Source organism: Spirosoma utsteinense, from assembly GCF_014282275.1.
Taxonomy (GTDB): Bacteria; Bacteroidota; Bacteroidia; order Cytophagales; family Spirosomataceae; genus Spirosoma; species Spirosoma utsteinense.
On record NZ_VFIA01000003.1, the window covers coordinates 1 to 18,571 of the forward strand.

14 protein-coding genes are annotated in these 18,571 nt (G+C 44.8%); 3 read left to right on the plus strand and 11 right to left on the minus strand.

Annotation, left to right across the window (positions count from 1 at the left end; all coding sequences use genetic code 11):
• Window positions 1–12 precede the first annotated feature (12 nt).
• A complete protein-coding gene (locus tag FH603_RS29195; protein ID WP_394366387.1) occupies window positions 13–102 on the plus strand; it encodes a hypothetical protein in 90 nt (29 codons plus the stop codon).
• A gap of 27 nt (window positions 103–129) precedes the next feature.
• Window positions 130–1,761, plus strand: a complete 1,632-nt coding sequence (locus FH603_RS02490; protein ID WP_186735749.1) for a glycosyl hydrolase family 28-related protein — start codon at window positions 130–132, stop codon at window positions 1,759–1,761.
• A gap of 10 nt (window positions 1,762–1,771) precedes the next feature.
• Here the strand turns inward: FH603_RS02490 and FH603_RS02495 are convergent, their stop codons facing one another.
• From FH603_RS02495 to FH603_RS02545, 11 genes are all read right to left on the minus strand, one after another.
• On the minus strand, window positions 1,772–2,677 hold the full coding sequence (locus FH603_RS02495) for a glycosyltransferase family 2 protein (protein WP_186736092.1): 906 nt from the start codon (window positions 2,675–2,677) through the stop codon (window positions 1,772–1,774).
• Window positions 2,678–2,701: 24 nt separating this feature from the next.
• Complete coding sequence (locus FH603_RS02500; RefSeq protein ID WP_235985233.1) at window positions 2,702–3,385, minus strand: glycosyltransferase family 2 protein; 684 nt, start codon at window positions 3,383–3,385, stop codon at window positions 2,702–2,704.
• Between the two features lie 76 nt (window positions 3,386–3,461).
• Window positions 3,462–4,745 carry an O-antigen polymerase gene (locus FH603_RS02505; RefSeq protein WP_262891233.1) on the minus strand — a complete coding sequence of 428 codons (1,284 nt, stop codon included), beginning with the start codon at window positions 4,743–4,745 and terminating at the stop codon, window positions 3,462–3,464.
• A 2-nt stretch (window positions 4,746–4,747) separates the two neighbouring features.
• Window positions 4,748–5,617 (minus strand): glycosyltransferase, encoded by an 870-nt coding sequence (locus FH603_RS02510; RefSeq protein WP_186735755.1) that lies wholly within the window; start codon window positions 5,615–5,617, stop codon window positions 4,748–4,750.
• Between the two features lie 43 nt (window positions 5,618–5,660).
• Window positions 5,661–6,410 (minus strand): glycosyltransferase family 2 protein, encoded by a 750-nt coding sequence (locus FH603_RS02515; protein WP_186735757.1) that lies wholly within the window; start codon window positions 6,408–6,410, stop codon window positions 5,661–5,663.
• A gap of 318 nt (window positions 6,411–6,728) precedes the next feature.
• Complete coding sequence (locus FH603_RS02520; RefSeq protein WP_186735759.1) at window positions 6,729–7,835, minus strand: glycosyltransferase family 4 protein; 1,107 nt, start codon at window positions 7,833–7,835, stop codon at window positions 6,729–6,731.
• Between the two features lie 49 nt (window positions 7,836–7,884).
• Window positions 7,885–8,847 (minus strand): FkbM family methyltransferase, encoded by a 963-nt coding sequence (locus FH603_RS02525; RefSeq protein ID WP_186735761.1) that lies wholly within the window; start codon window positions 8,845–8,847, stop codon window positions 7,885–7,887.
• A 128-nt stretch (window positions 8,848–8,975) separates the two neighbouring features.
• The gene (locus FH603_RS02530) at window positions 8,976–10,340 is read right to left on the minus strand and encodes an oligosaccharide flippase family protein (RefSeq protein ID WP_186735763.1); all 1,365 of its coding nucleotides are present in this window, start codon (window positions 10,338–10,340) and stop codon (window positions 8,976–8,978) included.
• 25 nt (window positions 10,341–10,365) lie between these two features.
• Entirely contained in the window at window positions 10,366–11,316 is a 951-nt protein-coding gene (locus tag FH603_RS02535) for a GDP-mannose 4,6-dehydratase (protein ID WP_186735765.1), read from the minus strand.
• Window positions 11,313–12,398 (minus strand): Wzz/FepE/Etk N-terminal domain-containing protein, encoded by a 1,086-nt coding sequence (locus FH603_RS02540; RefSeq protein ID WP_186735767.1) that lies wholly within the window; start codon window positions 12,396–12,398, stop codon window positions 11,313–11,315. The genes FH603_RS02535 and FH603_RS02540 overlap by 4 nt, the downstream gene beginning before the upstream one ends.
• 18 nt (window positions 12,399–12,416) lie before the next feature.
• Window positions 12,417–14,846, minus strand: coding sequence for an SLBB domain-containing protein (locus FH603_RS02545; RefSeq protein ID WP_186735769.1), 2,430 nt, complete (start codon window positions 14,844–14,846; stop codon window positions 12,417–12,419).
• 270 nt (window positions 14,847–15,116) lie between these two features.
• Here FH603_RS02545 and secA point away from each other — a divergent pair, with 270 nt between their 5' ends.
• On the plus strand, window positions 15,117–18,506 hold the full coding sequence (gene secA, locus FH603_RS02550; protein ID WP_186735771.1) for a preprotein translocase subunit SecA: 3,390 nt from the start codon (window positions 15,117–15,119) through the stop codon (window positions 18,504–18,506).
• Window positions 18,507–18,571 lie beyond the last annotated feature (65 nt).

Sequence of the window (18,571 nt, forward strand, 5' to 3'; positions counted from 1 at the left end):
GCGCGTCGCACCATCTGTTTTTCCAAGTCGGTTTTAATGCACGACACGGTGATTGGGTTGCTGATTAACCATCTCTTTTTCAAGCTTAATATCCACTTTTAAGGCACGACCTTTTACCTTACATAAGAAATGTCAATAAATGTTAAAGACCCTCAGTTTGGGGCAATCGGTAACGGACAGGCAGATGATACGGCCGCGATTCAGAGAGCGGTAGATTTTGCAAAAAATACCGCTACAGCTGGTGGAGGAACTTACCGTCCATCCGTTTACTTCCCGGCAGGTTACTACAATATCTCCGCCCCTATAAACGTAACTGGTACGAGTGGTCTATGGTTAACAGGAGACGCTGGCAAATGGCTTGGGACCTGTATTTTTGGCAATACGAGTGGCCCGATGTTCGACTTTAGCGGATCAAGCCTGTCGGGTTGCGAGAATTTCTACTTCCTGTCTACTACACCATCAGGAGCGGTTCGCTCTACCATTGGTGTTCTCTTCGCACTCACAAGTGCGGGTGGGCTTAATTGCGGAATACGTAACTGTTCCTTTCAAATGGAAGATTATCCAACGGCTAACGGTGGTTTCGGTACAATTGGTATTCTTAATGTACGAGCTGAAGAATTCTACGTTCATGAATGCTTTGTGCGTGCTAACACACCTATTGTCATGAGCAATGCTGTTTCATTAGGTGCAACCGGAGTCAATTTTACTGCTTCAAGCCGATATCAAACGCTCACAACAGGTATTGGCTCTATGGGCGTAACGGACATTAACGGTACATCCTTGCAGGCCTATGAAAAACGCCAGCCCGCTTTAGTACTTAATGGAACCAACAGCCTCAGTTTTCAGGGGTATCTAGGACGTGGGTCAGCCGCTACGGGTTCTAATGAGACAGCCATACTTTGTAGCCAGTACACAACCAACTTACGTGTTCATGCTACGGTAGAGTCGTTTTCACGTATGGTTAGAGTACTCAACACTGGCTTTGAAGGCATTCAGCTAAATCTAGTTACCGCTAATTCCACAGCACCAACGACCGATCTTATTGACCTCACAGGCTGTTTCGTGAAAGGCCTAAAATTAAGTATATCAATTCCCAACGCTTCCGAACAGGTGAATCGTTACGTTTTGTACTATGCACCCGACGGTGGAGGCAACCAGCCAGCCGGAGGATTTATCAAGAACAGCGAGATTACTTGTTACGATATCCCAAACAACCAGTACATCATATCAGCTAACCTACTAAGAAAAGCGGTTAATGTCCTTTTCCAAACAGACCGCCCATTTGAGAAAAAACATGGGCGTATTCGTCAACTCTACAACAACGTTGTTTCTGCTGGTACCGTTGGAACAGTGACCGCAGCCACTGTCTTGCAATTCAGACAGGCAAATCAGTTGCCATTCAATAATACAAATGGTGGCTATTACCGAATATGGCTAGACGGTGTTATTCGATCAGGCAATCAAAATTCGGGTGCCTTATGCACCTTAGGTTTTGAAGCCCAAATTATAGTCAATCAGATATATAACGGCACGTTTGATGTTCCGTCTGTAACTGTCATAACACTAGACAAGAGTGTTTCCAACCCTACTTATCTTGATATTGCAGGGGTTGTAGTGAATATAACATTTGCCAATGGCTTAGGAACTGTAACTGTTTTGCCACGGGTAATGGGAACAGGGACAGCCGAACCGGTTAGTTACGATGGATTTGCCGAAATACAGAGCGATTTTTTGGTCAATGATCCGGTTCCGATCGTGTAGGCAGGAGAAGTTATTTCCAAAAAGAGCTGTGCATACTTATTCTACGCTTGAGGCTTTTTGGCACGTACTCTTCCCAACTTCCGAGCCGATAACCCAGATATTTAGCAGTTGTACGGAGAAGTTGAGCTGGGAGTAAGGCTAGACTTCCATTTTGGCTAAGGTAACGCCACTCCTGGATCACATATTTCAACCCTTCAGATTCTGCCTGTGTAAACTCACTCAAAACCACCCGTTGCTCTTGGTGAAAAACGCCGATATCAAAGTACCGCTTAAATTCCTCTGTTACAGTGTAATCGTGAGAATGGTACACTTCAGCCTCAGCACAATAAGCAATAGCTTTGCCCTGTAAAATAAAACGGGCAGCAACCGATACATCTTCACCAAGAATCGTATCAGTCGGGAACCCACCCACGCTTAGTAAATCAGCTTTTTTGTAGACAGCAAATGAATTTGAGCATGAACAAGTCTTGATCCCCATCGTTGGAATCAGCGCTCTGGTTTTGATTATACTAGTAGGAGGATAATTAGTGAGTCGTGCTATACGTCCAAAAACTCCTGTCTCAGGGTAGGGAAGTTGTCGTCCGTAAGCCATGGCGATATCGCTTCGGCTATTTAACATATCAACTAAGCGCTTCAACGTATCTGGAAAGGCCGGTAAAGCATCCTGTGTCATGAAAATAACTGTATCATACGTAGCCAACTCTAGCCCAAGGTTCCGGGTTGTACCATGATTGAACTCCGACTTTTTGATGCGGATTACCTCTACCTTTTCGTTTGAAAATATACTCTGGGTAGCCTCGTCAGATTCCGAATCAATCAGAATAAGCTCGTGTGGTAGCGTTTGCTCTCTCAACCGCCTTAATAAAACAGGCAAAAAAGCGGAAGCATTGTACGTTGGAATAATTACCGAAACCATTTTCACTTGTTATAGTCCCGCAATTTACACCACTAACCGCTTGACAACATGAAATAGTAACAGAAAGCGATTTTGCAACTGTCTAATGAGGTTATACCCAACCTCACCCGTTGGGGATGCGTTAGCACCATGGCGAACATACTGAATCAACGGCTTCTGGTAAAAGTAGACACGTCCTTTTGCTTCTACCAGAAGTCCTATCCACCAGTCATGCATGTGAACCTGTGCTGGAAATGGAAAGATATAGTTGGTGGTGTCCCGGCGAAAGGCCATACAGCACCCAACATATGAATTTTTAAATAAGTTATTCCAAAAACCCGGACGGCTGCCACGATGTCTGAAAAAAGAATCGTGAATTACTAAACCAGATCCATCAACGACTTGACAGTCAGAAAGCACTAAATCATACGTTTGTAGCAATGATCTCATTACTTCAACCTTATCCGGTAACCATACATCATCCTGATCAGCTAATAAAACCAGGTTGTGAGTCGCCCGCTGTATAGCTTGCTCAAAATTTCCTAACGGTCCAGAAAGGCCTTCATTTCTACTTACGCGAATACGTTGATCATCCAGTTGTGCAACTATAGTAAGTGTTTGATCAATCGATCCATCATCAGATATGATTATCTCATCATGTGAAGACAATTGTGGGAGAATCGACAAAAGCTGTTGCCGAATAAATTTCTCACCGTTGTAGGTTGCCATGCAAACACTTATGCTACTCATTTCTGTTACCATTGGAACACATTTACGCCTAAATCTACATGTCTGTTTGAACCCGTCAGAAATGAAGTTTTCTCACGATCAGTCGACCTTTCACTGCTAAATTCATAAATATGTAAACAGGGATAACAAAGAAACATGTGTCGAACGCTTGCGTAAGGAATAGATTAACTTCAACAGCGAGAGCGCTTGCCTGATGGCATATAGAACAGATTAGTACAAACCAAAACGCAGAATAGTAACGGCTGTCAAAAAAATATTGACGAAAAAAAGCATAAGAGCCTCCTACCAAAAGACTGTAAACAAAAGCACCATAGTACCCAAAATAAATTTGACCTTCAATATAGTATGGGGTATTAGGACCAACTATAGTACCTTTATGGTCAGGTAATACATTAGCAACCATTACATTACCCAAAGCTTCCTGAAGTGGCACCAAACGAAGAAATCCCAATATTTGATTAAACAAGTGGCTCGGGAACTCCCAGAATCTGAATCTGGAAAAATATTGATCGTTAACTGGTGAGTAAAAATAAAGCGTTGAATCTGCACCATATAAGAAGCGTCTTACAAAAGCAAATATTGCTTGATCTGAATCTGCATTCTCTTTAAACAAAACAGTAAAAAACACACCCAGAACCGCTACAATCCCTAGTGGAACAATTAACTTAAACTTAGGGGTTATTTTTTTCTTGGATAAGAATAATTTGTGATTAATCAATAACATAAAAATAATTAAAATACGCAAAAGAGAAGATTTTGAACCTTCTAAAGCTGTAAGCATAATAACGATAGAAAAAAGAATTATGTCAACTTTACGGGCTTTAGAGAGTATGAAGAAAAGCAGACCAGATATCAAAAAACTACCAATACCCCAGTTTATCTTAAGTATAATACCAAAACCTTTGTCGAAATTTTCTACTTTAGCTATAGTCGGATCATCACTCAATAAAGCAAACCCAGTTGTATAAAATAAAACAATGTTCGCCATCAGATAAAATGCAAACAATGCATAAATAACCAGCCTTAGAACTTCGAAATCATAGAATTGATCAGGAGCAGACAAGGAAATATCTTGTTTTATTTTACTACGAATAAGATAAGTAGCTGTAGTAAACCCTACAAAAAAGAAAGCGTGACAAATAAAGAAATGAGCTTGATAAAAAGGCTTGTCACCTAAAGTAGAAATTATTAAAACACTAGAAAAAGAAAGTGTAAATACATAAACGAATAGAGGATCCAATATGGAGTAAATGTATTTCCTATAGCAAAAAAAATATAATACAAAAAAAGCTAACGAATAAAATAATATTTCAGGTATGACATCGTAGTCTATATGCATTATCAATTACGTTTTGACGAATTATATTTACCTAGCCGCCCCACCCAACCATCTTTTACACCCACTAATAACATTCTCATTCTCACTTTAGTATCGCTCTGTAAAAACATAGCTTTAACACATCGTTTGGCCAACTCTTCCGCAACCATCCAAGACAGCATTGGCTGGCTACTAAAATATTGCCGAGCCATATAAACTCCATTCCTTGCAAAATAGTATAACCGAAGTGGCGAATGGCTACCGTATGTGCTGATGATACGGCCTCCAACCTTTAAGGTGTCCGTAGTACCCAAACGGTGATTAAACCGTATGTTTGGCAGCTCAATAACGACGTATCCATTTTGATTTAATCGAATTCCATACTCATGATCGACATGATCTATAAAAAAGTCATCTCTAAATGGACCAGTAGCCGAATAGGCACTTAAGCTAAGTAAATTGCCAGATGTTAGGGTGTAAAGTAGCTTTCTGAAGGGTGCTGTATCAGGCTTAATGTGATGGATACCAGACAGAATACCGATATTTGCAGGATACTGACTCCAGAAGTCCAACATCTGTTGTATGCAACCTACTGGTATTTGAGTATCATCATCCATTGTTAATAAAACTGAAAAATTATCACTGATCGCTTGATTGGCTGCCCAATTTAAGGCTGTTGCAATGCCATCATTGCCATTTAACGAATGATAATGTATTTTACTGTACGATTTTAACGTTTCGACCAATTTAGCATTCGGCTTAACAGAATTATCAACAACGTATAGTTTTTCAACCTGATCGATATAAGTCGAAATATTATCTATTGTCTCGAGTGGACTGTTGTAAAGTACAACAGCGCCCGCGACCTTCTCTTTGTTTATTTTTTCTTTCATCGTCCTTTTTGGGCAGATTAATATAGATAAATGAGCTGTCTACCTATACATTACTCGATAAGACTTTTTTCAATCTTCCTTTAAGAGAAACCTTTGCTTTAAAGTAGGAATAGTAAGCGTTAATCATAAAGCTGTACAAAGAATTAAGCGCTGGGCTCTTTAAGTAAAGACCGCGAATAGTATTAATATCATCACTTGTCAGCTCGTTACTGATACCACCAGATGCAAAAACGGCTATAGAGTAAGGAACATATAAGGCAGGTTGCTTTTGCAAGTAAATTCGTAATGTAAGTTCGTAATCTGCGCAAATACGAAATTTTTGGTTATACCGAAACTCGTTAAAGAGATCACGATGATAGAAAGCGCTTTGATGGTGGAGTCGATTCTCAAACAAACACCTTAACCCAATCCTTGACCGCATAATATGACCTGTATCAAATAATACATTGCCGTATACGACTTTCAAGTCAGGTTTTAGGTATTCACTTATCTTCTCGAGAATACCTTCGCACAATAGATCATCTGCTCCTAGGAAAAACAGCCAATCACCTGTAACATAGTCAATCCCCTTATTCATTGCATCATAAATACCTTTGTCCGGCTCACTAATCCAACCAGCTAGTTGATTTTCGTATTTTCGGATAATGTCAACGGATCCATCTGTACTTGCCCCATCTATTATCCAGTACTCAAAAAGTTCCTTTTTCTGGCTGAGTACACTATTTATTGTAGCTTCAAATGTAGAGCTAGCATTGTACACAACCGTAATGATAGATATAAGTGGGCGTTTCATAACTCCATATAAACATCCCAACCAGTTACATTCTGAAACTAACATCGAATGCAGTAAGAAAGGTTGACGTCCTATTGTAAAACGTAAACAGTTTGATTTTAAGTGTTAAGAAGCTATTCTAGTGCTACACCAAAATATATATACTTCAATATATCCTCATATTTTGCATTCAGACGATGTAGAGATTCATTACAAGACTCCAAGTTGATAATTCAGCTAATGACAAGATCAAGTTGTAATCAACTTTATTATAGGTGAAATAGTTCGAAGCAACCTGTTTAACACATATCGGAAACAATTGCTAACGCGTGAAAAAATTCATGCTAGCCGTTTATACAAGCTTAGAGTTTCATCAACAGTGCGTTGCCATGAAAAATGACTCAACTGTTGTTGACCTGCTTTAATTAGTTTTTGTCGAAGTCCGTTATCATGCAGCAATTGCTCAATTGCCTCTGGCATTGAATCTGGCTGTGCAGGGTCAATGTATAAAGCGGCATCACCAGCTACTTCCGGTAAAGAACTCAAGTTACTAACGATACAGGGACAATCGCTTGCAAATGCTTCCAAAACAGGTATTCCAAAGCCTTCATACATTGTAGGAAATATAAATGCAATTGCTTGCCGATATATCTTTTGAAGAGCAATATCATTTTCGATAATCCGGTAAACAACTAGATCATCAACGTTCAATTTATGTATTAATTCCTTTTCATTATTACTAAATGGTCCACCACCCGCGCAAACCAGCTTTATTTTGTGTTTTTTGAGAACCGGATGAATAGCATGAAGCATACCCTCGAAGTTTTTGTATCGTTCACGACGACCAACAAACAACAAATATGGATAATGACTTTGCTGATCGTTTTCATCTCCAGCTACTGGTTCCAACGAATTTCCAAGATATATTACGTCAATTTTTGCTGGATCAATACTAAGCAACTCAACCACATCCCGTTTAGTACTCTCTGAAATAGCGATGATTCGGTCAGCTCGATCTGCAATAAGCTGTTTCTGTTTTGTAACAAAATTACTATCTGATAGCGTAGCAAATTGATTGGAAAACTTTTCATGGATCATATCCAGAAAAGTAACCGTAAACGGCCGACCTCTCAAGTGAGGAATAAAGTAAGAGTCGTAATAAGTTGCATGAAAAACATCAAATGATTTACCATGCATTTGGGCTACAGTATATACCTGATTAGAACGGTAAGTGAATTGTGCTTTTTTATAAAAATTTTTCTTTGGCAATAAATATTTCGCCTTTAACCCTTTTTCTCTTAAATGTACGTTTTCGGTAAAAACGAGTGGCAAATAGGCATGATTTTCTAATGTACAATTGATACCAGTGATTAATTCAGCATAATACCTTGATATACCTCCAAAGGTTTGAAGAGAAAAAGTTTGATGATCAAATAATATATTCACGATATCAGCTCATTAACAATACAAATGGTCTCATCAACGCAATTTCCAACTACTTTTTAGAACTTCGTACTTGTGAGAAGAACTTTATTTCATCTAACCTTACATTCTCAAAGATATCATTATCTTCTTTATGAAAAGCGCATATATCACAGTACCGTAATCCTTTCCGGCCTGTATAAAAATAAGTTATATCTTCTAAAAGCATTCTGTTATCGGTATCCGCAGATAATAAGAACTCACCATCATTTTCATAAATCAATAGTTTATTGTATCCTAGCCCAACTAGTGTAGAGAAAATGGATATACCATCGTCATTCTGTTGCGATAAAAAATAAGGATCATACTCAAAAAATATAACTGGCTTTGCATTTTCTAAAAAGTCAGCTGATCCCCTAATTATTTTATTGTCAAAACCATCGGTATCCACTTTCAGCATTTTCGACGTTTTGAATAATGGATAATCGTTTAAAATAGTCGAAATTTTTTTTATTGAAATTTTGCTTTCGTTAGCTGCATTTTGAAGCAAGTGAGCTGTGCCTCCTAACTCTACTGATACGGCATTAACTTCTGTTGTAATTTCTCCCACATAATTCTTGGCCAAATACACATCGGAGAAACGAGATGCGTTTCTTTCTAAAATTGAGAAAAAATAATCATCTCCCTCGATGCATAAAACTGGAAACGTTGCTTCTGAACGCAGTAAAGCGACAGAATCACCCACATTCGCTCCTATATCTATAAATTTCAAATCGACGTACTTTTCATTTACTTTTCTTGCAATACGTGCCAGGTTAGTTGAATAATAAGGCGATCTTTTAATTATAAAAGGCAATTGATGATCGAAAGGCAATTGTAGACTAAACTTTCCAATATTTGTTTCAATAAGCGGATTACTTTTCTTTACATTATCAAAAGCAATCTGAACGAGCCGCGATTTTACTCGATTGAGTAAGTTTTGGCGTGACTCATTGAGCTTCATGTTGTATAGCGATTGAGCACGTTGCAATTTCATATTACGTATGTAATTAAGTCTAAAAGTCAGTTTTATTTAACCAATTAATGCATTTAGTCATTCTCTGTCTTATTTCATCTATGTTGATGTAAGAGAATTACTGTAAATTAAATGATCTTTTTATATTATCACTTATTCCAAATTCCTTTTGCAGTACCAGAAATAACTTTACCAGCCTGTATAGTACCAAAAACAGTTCCTATCAGGAGCGATGTACTAGTTGCTAAAATAACCCCCGCGCTACCTATATTTAGCATACGACCAAACAAAATCGCCAAAGGTACATTTATTATGGCAGCGACTAAAGCATAATATAGTTGTAGTCGTACTTTGCCAAGTCCATTCACCAAGGCAACCGTAATGCTGTTCCAGCAACTTATGACAATAAAAATACCCATGCATATATTAAGAATAGGCGGAATTGTAACCCGAGTTCCTATCCAAAGTGAGTACATGAACTTGGCCGCAAAAATCATTACCACAACAGCGACTACTAATCCCAACCAAAGCCTCTGTAGGTAAGTGTACGTCTTTCTCATCCAGGCTGTATCATTTTTGACAGATGCTTCTGTAAAAGCAGACCAGTATGGTCCAATTGCAATAGCAAACAAGGTATTGATAGCGTTGAAATAACGAAAGGCAACGTTATAAGTCGTTACTTCAGCAGGCCCAAAAAGCTGTGTTATGATTAAGTTGTCTGTGTAGAAAACAACAACAACAGCCATTTGGATAACGAAAAATTTGTATCCTAGTGACATTAAACTCTTAGCATACTTAAAATTCACCAGTTGAAACGTAGGCCGATATATCTTTAGCCGGTCTCCATATAATAAAATTCCACTTATCAGTGAAACCAGTATTGGACTTGCAGCTGTAGCAACAGCTAAATAAACCAAATCACCTTTGGCAAAATGCGTTAGTATATACGTGAACACAAGGATCAACGCATTCGATAAAAAAGTCATTAATCCAACTCGACTGGATTCCTGAAGAGCAAACAAAATGTATGACAAAATATCAAGCACCAGCTTTACGGACATTGCTATTACTGTCAGAAGGACAACCAGTTGCAATTGGCCAATGTCAATACGCGTATTAAATATCTGTTGCCAAGGAACGTACCAGACAATTACGGAAAACAAACAAATGAATACCAGTTGAATGGCCCCAAATATCGTATAGGCTGTACTTACGTAAGCGCGGGCGAGCATGGTATTTTGGTTGGCTACCGCTTCGGAAAATTTGTTGCGCAAGCCATTGCCAATCCCAATATCCAGAAATGTCAACATGGTAACTATAGAACTAATAGTTAGCCACGTACCGTATGTTTCCTTCGACAAGTAGTCTATTGTCATTGGTACCAAGAGCAGAGAAATCAGCATGCCCCCTCCCTTGATTATCAGCCCAAGAACTGTATTCAGTTGCGCCTTTCGGGTCCGCGGATGAGCATTCCCAATGCGTTGGCGTACATAATCAAGTGATATAATTTTCATAGTTACGTTGGTACTCCCCTATTCTCTAAGACCGCTGCTCAACCATCATACGGGCAACATCTTCCATGGTATGACTCGCTTTCCAGCCTAGTTGAAGTCGGGCTTTAGCCGGGTGTGCATGCCCCTCGGCAATATCTGTTGGTCGAAAAAAGGACGCATCGGTCTGCACATGATCCTGCCAGTTCAACCCAACCGTTTGGAATACAACGTTGATAAAGTCGCTTAACTTGTGAGTATGACCCGTAGCAATAACGTAGTCATCGGGCTTCTCATGCTGAAGCATCTGCCACATAGCCTCCACGTAGTCGGGTGCCCAGCCCCAATCGCGGGCGATGTCAATATTTCCCAGTGTTAGCGTTTCATTACTTCCATTGGCAATTCGGCAGGCGGCAGCGACAATCTTTTGGGTTACGAACCGCTCCGGACGTAAGGGCGACTCATGGTTGAAGAGAATTCCTGTGCTGGCCTGAATCTGATACGCTTCGCGGTAGTTGGCAACCTGCCAGAAGGCAGCCGCTTTAGCTACGCCATACGGGCTGCGAGGCCGAAAAGGCGTCATCTCGTCGGCCGCCAGGCTCCCTGTATCCCCAAAGCATTCACTGGAACCCGCATTATAAAATTTAATGGGCAGGTTACTGAAACGGATTGCTTCGAGCAGGTTCAGCGTACCGATACTGATGCTTTCGAGCGTCTCTACCGGCTGCTCAAATGATAACCCCACCGAACTTTGCCCGGCCAGATTATATACCTCATCGGGTTTCACTTTCAGAAGCGTTTGCAGAACACTTCTGAAATCGCTGATGCTCAGCGAAACCAGTTCTACGTTTTGCCGAATTCCCAATCGCTTGAGATTACCAAAAGAGGCCATCTGAGCATCGCGCGATCCTCCATAAACCGCGTATCCTTTTTCAAGCAGTAGTTTCGCTAAATAGGCTCCATCCTGGCCGGACACGCCACAAATCAAGGCTTTCTTCATGCAACTGGGGTAAGATGTCTGCGGAATATGAGTCGAACAACCAGCAATGCTACGGTTAAGAACACACCGGCAACCGCAAAGCCAAGCATAATCAGCGTTCGTTTGGGTCCGCTTTTTCGTAAGGGTACAGAAGGGGGCTCCAGCGTTTTAAAGATTGGCGTCTCTTCCTGTACTTTAATTTTGGCCTGTTCCAGTTGCTTGGACAGTTCACTGTACACCGATTGAGCTAACAAATAATCAGCCTGGAGCCGCTGCTCTTCAATTTTAGCCGTATTCAGAAACAAGCTCCGGTTACGGTCCCTGTAGTTGGACAAGGCATATTCCGAAGACTGATATTTTCCTTTAGCTTCACCTACCTGCTGAACCAGAAAGTCAACCTGATTGCGCGCTTTTTCCGTACGGTAGGTGGTGATGTAGTTAGTCAGGTACTCCAGCGACAACCGGGCAACAGTGGCTGCTACAACGGGGTCAGGCTCCACAGCACTGATCGTCAGAATACCGGTTTTCTTATCAAAAACAGCAGAAGCACTCTTCTGGACCTGCTTTATTAAATCATCCTGCTCTTTTGTTACCTGTATAGCCTGACTGAAATTTTTAGGATCCGATTTTTCAACCACTTTCTCACTATCGTCCGAAGAAGATAGCCAGCTGAACAGGCCATCACCAGAAATTCGTTTGATAAACTCCTGTAGCGGCATCTGCGCTTTTAGTTGCTGAGAGTAAACGGGACGTTTCAGCAGATCCAGCGCAAACGGAACACTTTGCAGTACGTTAGGATAAAGATCAGGTCGGATAGCGTCCTGCCCGCCTAAATTATCGAGGCTGATACCCGCCAGTCCTGCCAATGACCCTAAACTTCCCAGGCTACCAGCTCCTTTAGATTGCGCTTCGGGCATAACCGTTACCTGGGCGGTGTACACATTAGGCTTAGAGAAAGCGTATAACCCGCCTATGATTAATCCGGCCAGCGCACCAACAAAAATTCGTAGCCGATTGTGCGTCAAAAACTGGACAATGTCGCTCAAGCGAATCTCTATCTCGTCTTCTGCATGTGTTTCTGATTTCTCCTCCGTAACTGACATGATTTTACTGACTTATAGTTAACGAAGCAAAATATTAAGGACCGTGATTGTCATTGTCGTTACCAGCGATAAAATACCGATACGCTCTGCCGGACTCATCCGGTTTGTTTCCAATGGCTTGAACGGTATAATGATAACTGAACCTGGTTGAACCTTGGGCTTTCCGTTATCCGATAGAAACCCGCGCATGAAAAACGGGCGTGTCCGGTCTTTGCGTCCATTTGGATAAACAACGTATCCTTTGCGAATTCGGGCGTTATCCGTGTACCCACCAGCTTCACTGATATAGTCATCAAATTTGTAGCCAGCTTTATAACTTACGGATGCCGCATTTAGTACAGCTCCCTGTATTTCAACAATTTCAGACTGGCGGGGGATAAACAACGTATCACCATCTTCCAGCAATAGATTTTCCTCGGCTTTCCCATCATTAAGCACGTGGCGTAGGTCATTACCAATAAGCTGTCCCCTCCGCCGATACTGAGCACCGGGCAAATAAGCACTTGGCCGGAGCCCGCCCGCCCGCTGGATGACATCAACAATGCGCTCTTCACGGCTGGAAATAGCATAGTTGCCCGGATGAAGCACTTCGCCCGATACATAGACCTGCCGCTGAGGTTCATAATTAGGCGACGTACGTACGTAAACGATATCGAAGGGCTGTAAGCGGAAGGGTGCCATGGCCATTCCAACCCCATTCGCTGGCGCTACATCCAGCGGGCTGATCTGTAGATTGCGGTCGAGCGCAAACTGAAACGTTTCGAGCGTTGTGGTGCGGATACCGGCCGAATCCTGCCGGATACGACGGGCCACTTCGATGCGGTTGGGCGTAGCTCCTTCCGAGAAGCCACCCGCCAGCGCAATCAGATCGGCAACGCTCATATTGCTGACGAACTTCATGGTGTCAGGCTTGTTCACCGCGCCTTCAATAGTGATGTAATACTCCTCGCGCAGGTCACGGATAGACAGTACGGTCAGGCTATCCTGCTGTAGGAGGGGAATGTCAGCAATTTCGCCCCGCATCAGTTTACCCAGATCGAATGACAGATTCTCACTGTCGCGGTCGGGCCGCTCACGGATAATGGTAGCACGGTTGGTAAAGGCATCTTTGCTTAGCCCTTCGGCCCGGGTAATGAGCTGACGGACAGTCTCTAAGCCGGGTTCGAGGGCGTAGTCACCAGGGCGCATGACAGCACCCGCCACCTGAACACGGTTTTCGTACCGCTCCAAAATTTTGCCAACAACATACTTGTCGCCCCGTTGTGGTATAAAGGTGGCAATCTGCTCTTCGCCGATGGTTACGATCCGGCGTTCGCGGCTGGTGTTACGCCGTAACGTGATACTGGCCCGGTAGGCATCGTCACCAAACCCACCCGCAAAGCTCAACAGATTCTTGAGTGTTTCGCCGGGCAGCATCTCAAATATGGCCGGGCGCCGAACCTGACCCGTTAGCTCAACGCGGGTTTCGTAGTCGGCTACGCGGATGACGTCCTGATCCTGCAACCGGATGTTGTCGCGCTGGTCGGCACGAAGGATAAAATTATAGAGATCGATGTTCCGTACCACCCGGTTCCCCCGGATGATGCTGATCTTCCGAAAAGATCCTGTTTCCGGATTAGGACCCCCTGCCAGATAGAGGGCGTTAAACGCGGAGCCAAGCGATGAAATCGTGTAGGTTCCCGGCCGTACTACCTCTCCTACCAGCGTGATGCGTATACTACGGATGTTGGTGAGCGCTACGTTGGCACTGGTACCGCTGCCGGGTACGCCCAGGCCCTGGTAGCCTCCCTTGCGCAGGCGCTCAATGATCCGCTGTTCGGCCTGTTCGATGGTCAGGCCGCTCACGAAGATGGGTTGTAGGTTGGGGACTTTTACGGTGCCCTCAGGCGAAACACGTAATTTGAAGCTGTCGGATGAGGCCCCCGAAACGTCGATGCTTATCTCATCGTCAGGGCCAACGATATAGTTGCGTGGGGTAGCAATGCGTAGGTTTGGCTCAAACGACAAACTGGCATTTTCGAATAATGATGCCCCAAACACCCGCAACCGGCGGGTCGTATCCAGCCGCAAGTCGGGAGGAAGCGAGTCTGGGTAGCGACGGGACAGGTCGCCGGGCAGGGTACGGCCCCGGCTTGTATCGGAAGTTGTCTGGCCACGTCGATTACCCGACTGAGTCCGTATTTCGGCAATGCGCCGGCGCATTTTAGCAATGTCGGTCAGCGTGTATCCCTGTGACATGGCCGCCTGCTCGATCTGGGCTTCACTCAATCCACTTGCCTGCGCCCGACTATAAAATTCCTGTACCTGCTCATCACTTAACTGGTCGACACGCGAACCAGTTTGCTGGGCCGTAGCCTGAAACGCACCAATCAGAAAGAATAGACTTAGAATGAATGGGAGAGAACGAATACGGGTAAAAAAGTATGACAATTTGTCTGTGGTAGGCATGAACAATGGCGATTGGGCCAAAAATTGATTTGCAAAAGTAATGTATTACTCGCTAAACGTCGTTCCCATTCAGTAAGGTACGTCTGTCCAACAGGCTTAACCTTGCAGTCCCACTGCAATCCACTAAATTTGCGTAAAAATAGTCAGTGCGTTATTAAGTCAGCCAGTCAATAAGTTATCCGGTTTGTCGGTCGTTTACTGAACGGCTGATCTGCTTCCCAGCTCATGGATTGATCGACTTACAAACGTACCGGCTTATCACCAGAAAAAATGATCAAACTCATAGCCAAGTTTTTCGGCACCAAATCGCAACGGGATATTAAAGAACTACTTCCGTATGTTGAGAAGGTAAATGCCGAATTTGATCGGTTGAAAGAACTGTCCAACGATGAGTTGCGTCAGTTTTCGGCCGATTTGAAACTACAGATTGCCAATGAGCTGTCTGATATCGACGGCCAGCTTGCCGAACTCAACAGCCATGCGGGGAATCCTGATGTGGACGTCAATGAGAAAGAGCGGCTCTTCAACCGAATCGATAAACTCGAAGCCGACCGCAATACCGAACTGGAGCGCGTCCTGCTCGATATCCTGCCCCGCGCCTTTGCTGCTGTGAAAGAGACCGCCCGCCGGTTTACCCAGAATGAGCAGCTAACCGTTAGCGTAACGGATTTCGACCGCGAGATTGCCTCCCGCAAGAAAAACGTCGTTATCGATGGCGATCAGGCCCATTGGGCCAATACCTGGGATGCCGCCGGATCGCCCATCCGCTGGGATATGATCCATTACGATGTTCAGATCATTGGGGGCGTCGTGCTTCACCAGGGCAAAATTGCCGAGATGGCTACCGGTGAAGGTAAAACCCTCGTTGCTACCTTCCCGGCGTTCCTGAACGCGTTAGCGGGCCGGGGGGTGCATATCGTAACGGTCAACGACTACCTCGCCAAGCGTGACTCCGAGTGGATGGCCCCGCTGTTCGAATTCCACGGACTCCGGGTCGACTGTATCGACAAGCACCAACCTAACTCCGAGCAACGTAAGTATGCTTATCTGGCCGATATCACGTACGGTACCAACAACGAATTCGGCTTCGATTACCTGCGCGACAACATGGCCCGCGAAACGGGCGAGCTTGTTCAGCGCAAACACCACTATGCGATGGTGGATGAGGTCGACTCCGTACTGATCGACGATGCCCGGACACCGCTTATCATAAGTGGTCCTGTACCTCGTGGCGATGAGCAGGACTACATCGAACTGAAACCGCGTGTAGCCCGCGTGGTAGAAGCGCAGCGAAAACTGGTTTACGACTACCTCAACGACGCGAAGAAAAAAATTACCGCGGGCGACGAGAAAGAGGGTGGCCTGTCGCTGTTCCGGGCTTACCGGGGTTTACCCAAGCACAAACCTCTCATTAAGTTCCTGACCGAAACCGGCAACAAGGCGCTCTTACAAAAAACGGAATCCACGTATCTGGCCGAAAACCAGAAAATGATGCCCGAAGCCGATACGCCCCTTTACTTCACCATCGACGAGCGGCATAACGGCATCGACCTGACGGAAAAAGGGATCGACTTTATCACCGGTTCGGGGGAGGACCCTAATTTCTTTATCCTGCCCGATCTATCGATCGACCTCAATGTCATCGACAAAGACGAGTCGCTCTCCGATCAGGAGAAAATTCTGCACAAAGAAGCGGTCATCCGCGACTACGCCGTCAAGACACAGCGTATCAATACGGTCAACCAGTTGCTGAAGGCGTTTACGCTGTTTGAGCGCGATACCGAGTATGTCATCATGGATGGCAAGGTAAAGATCGTGGATGAGCAGACGGGCCGGATCATGGAAGGTCGCCGGTGGTCAGACGGACTGCACCAGGCGGTTGAAGCCAAGGAAAACGTGAAAGTTGAAGACGCCACGCAGACATACGCCACGGTAACCTTGCAGAACTATTTCCGGATGTATCACAAGCGGTCGGGTATGACCGGTACGGCGGAAACCGAAGCCTCTGAATTCTGGCAGATCTACAAAATGGACGTGGTGGTTATTCCAACAAACCGGAAAATCAGCCGCGCCGATGAGGAAGACAAAGTATATCGCTCGGTACGCGAGAAATACAATGCTGTGGTCGATGAGATCACCGCTCTGGTTGAAAAGGGAAGACCCGTACTGGTGGGTACTACCTCGGTCGAGAACTCCGAACTGCTTAGCCGTCTGCTAACCCTGCGTAAGATTCAGCACCAGGTACTGAACGCTAAATACCACCAGCGCGAAGCCGAGATTGTAGCGTCGGCCGGTTTTCCGGGTACGGTAACGATTGCTACGAACATGGCCGGTCGGGGTACCGACATCAAGCTGACCGCTGAGTCGAAAGCCGCGGGTGGTCTGGCCATCATCGGTACCGAACGCCACGAATCGCGCCGGGTAGACCGGCAGTTGCGTGGACGGGCGGGTCGTCAGGGTGACCCTGGTACATCGCAGTTCTTCGTTTCGCTCGAAGATAGCTTGATGCGGTTGTTCGGTTCTGACCGGATCGCCAAAGTGATGGACCGGATGGGTCTTGAGGAGGGCGAAGTTATTCAGCACTCCATGATCACGAAATCGATCGAGCGGGCGCAGAAGAAGGTCGAAGAAAACAACTTCGGCATTCGGAAACGGTTGCTGGAGTATGATGACGTCATGAACTACCAGCGTGAGGCTATCTACAAACGCCGTCGGAATGCCTTGTTTGGCGACCGTCTGCCGCTCGACATCGCCAACACGATGTACGACGTAGTAGAAGAAACCGTCAACAACGCCGAAGGCAATTATGAAGAGGTGAAGCTACAGTTACTGACCACCATGAGTGTTGTGGCTGAGCTGACCGCCGATGAGTTTGCGAAGATGAAAAAACCGGATCAGATCCGGCGGCTCTACGAAGAAGCTGAATCGCAGTATGTGGCCAAAAACCACGCCATTGCCGATAAAGCGCTGCCCGTGCTGACGCAGGTATTGACCGATCAGGGCCATCAGATAAAAAACATTGTCGTGCCGTTTACCGACGGGCTGCATGAGCTGACGGTCGTATCAGACCTGCGGAAGGCTGTTGAAACGGGCGGACGCGATCTGGTAACAGAGATGGAGAAAGCGGTAACGCTGTCGGTGATCGACCAGGAATGGAAGGAACACCTGCGCGAGATGGACGACCTGAAGCAATCGGTTCAGAACGCTGTCTTCGAACAGAAAGACCCCTTGCTGGTCTATAAATTCGAGTCGGTGGAGCTATTCAAACGCTTCCTGAACAAAGTCAACTTCGACACCATCAGTTTCTTAAGCAAAGCCGACATTCCGGCTCAGGATGCCGAAGAGGTTCAGCAGGAGATTCGGCAGGCACCCGCCCAGCATCGGCCCGAGCCCCAGCCTCAGCTGCATACGAATATGGAAGACTTCGATGATGACCATCTCGCAACAGGTCCGGAGGAGTATGCCCGTCGTATGGCCGAAAATAACGCCATGGGCGCGGGTGCTCCTCCTATGCAGCGGCAGATTCCGGCGCGGGTTGCCAAACTGGACCGCAATGCCCGCGTAAACGTTCAATATACCGATGGCTCCGTGAAGCGTGACGTGAAGTTCAAAAACGTTGAAAATGACGTTATGAGCGGTAAAGCCATGCTTATCGATTAATCATTGCCGGTTGCCGGAAGGCTTTGCAGCCTCATTTGATCGCTACCGGCATCGATACATAATCA

What these genes read in the sequence shown, in the direction of transcription:
- FH603_RS02510 (WP_186735755.1), bottom strand. Translation starts at nt 5,617, where the DNA reads ATGAAAGAAAAAATAAACAAAGAGAAGGTCGCGGGCGCTGTTGTACTT.
- FH603_RS02545 (WP_186735769.1), bottom strand. Translation starts at nt 14,846, where the DNA reads ATGCCTACCACAGACAAATTGTCATACTTTTTTACCCGTATTCGTTCT.
- secA (WP_186735771.1), top strand. Translation starts at nt 15,117, where the DNA reads ATGATCAAACTCATAGCCAAGTTTTTCGGCACCAAATCGCAACGGGAT.
- FH603_RS02525 (WP_186735761.1), bottom strand. Translation starts at nt 8,847, where the DNA reads ATGAAATTGCAACGTGCTCAATCGCTATACAACATGAAGCTCAATGAG.
- FH603_RS02540 (WP_186735767.1), bottom strand. Translation starts at nt 12,398, where the DNA reads ATGTCAGTTACGGAGGAGAAATCAGAAACACATGCAGAAGACGAGATA.
- FH603_RS02535 (WP_186735765.1), bottom strand. Translation starts at nt 11,316, where the DNA reads ATGAAGAAAGCCTTGATTTGTGGCGTGTCCGGCCAGGATGGAGCCTAT.
- FH603_RS02500 (WP_235985233.1), bottom strand. Translation starts at nt 3,385, where the DNA reads ATGGCAACCTACAACGGTGAGAAATTTATTCGGCAACAGCTTTTGTCG.
- FH603_RS02515 (WP_186735757.1), bottom strand. Translation starts at nt 6,410, where the DNA reads ATGAAACGCCCACTTATATCTATCATTACGGTTGTGTACAATGCTAGC.
- FH603_RS02490 (WP_186735749.1), top strand. Translation starts at nt 130, where the DNA reads ATGTCAATAAATGTTAAAGACCCTCAGTTTGGGGCAATCGGTAACGGA.
- FH603_RS02530 (WP_186735763.1), bottom strand. Translation starts at nt 10,340, where the DNA reads ATGAAAATTATATCACTTGATTATGTACGCCAACGCATTGGGAATGCT.
- FH603_RS02495 (WP_186736092.1), bottom strand. Translation starts at nt 2,677, where the DNA reads ATGGTTTCGGTAATTATTCCAACGTACAATGCTTCCGCTTTTTTGCCT.
- FH603_RS02505 (WP_262891233.1), bottom strand. Translation starts at nt 4,745, where the DNA reads ATGCATATAGACTACGATGTCATACCTGAAATATTATTTTATTCGTTA.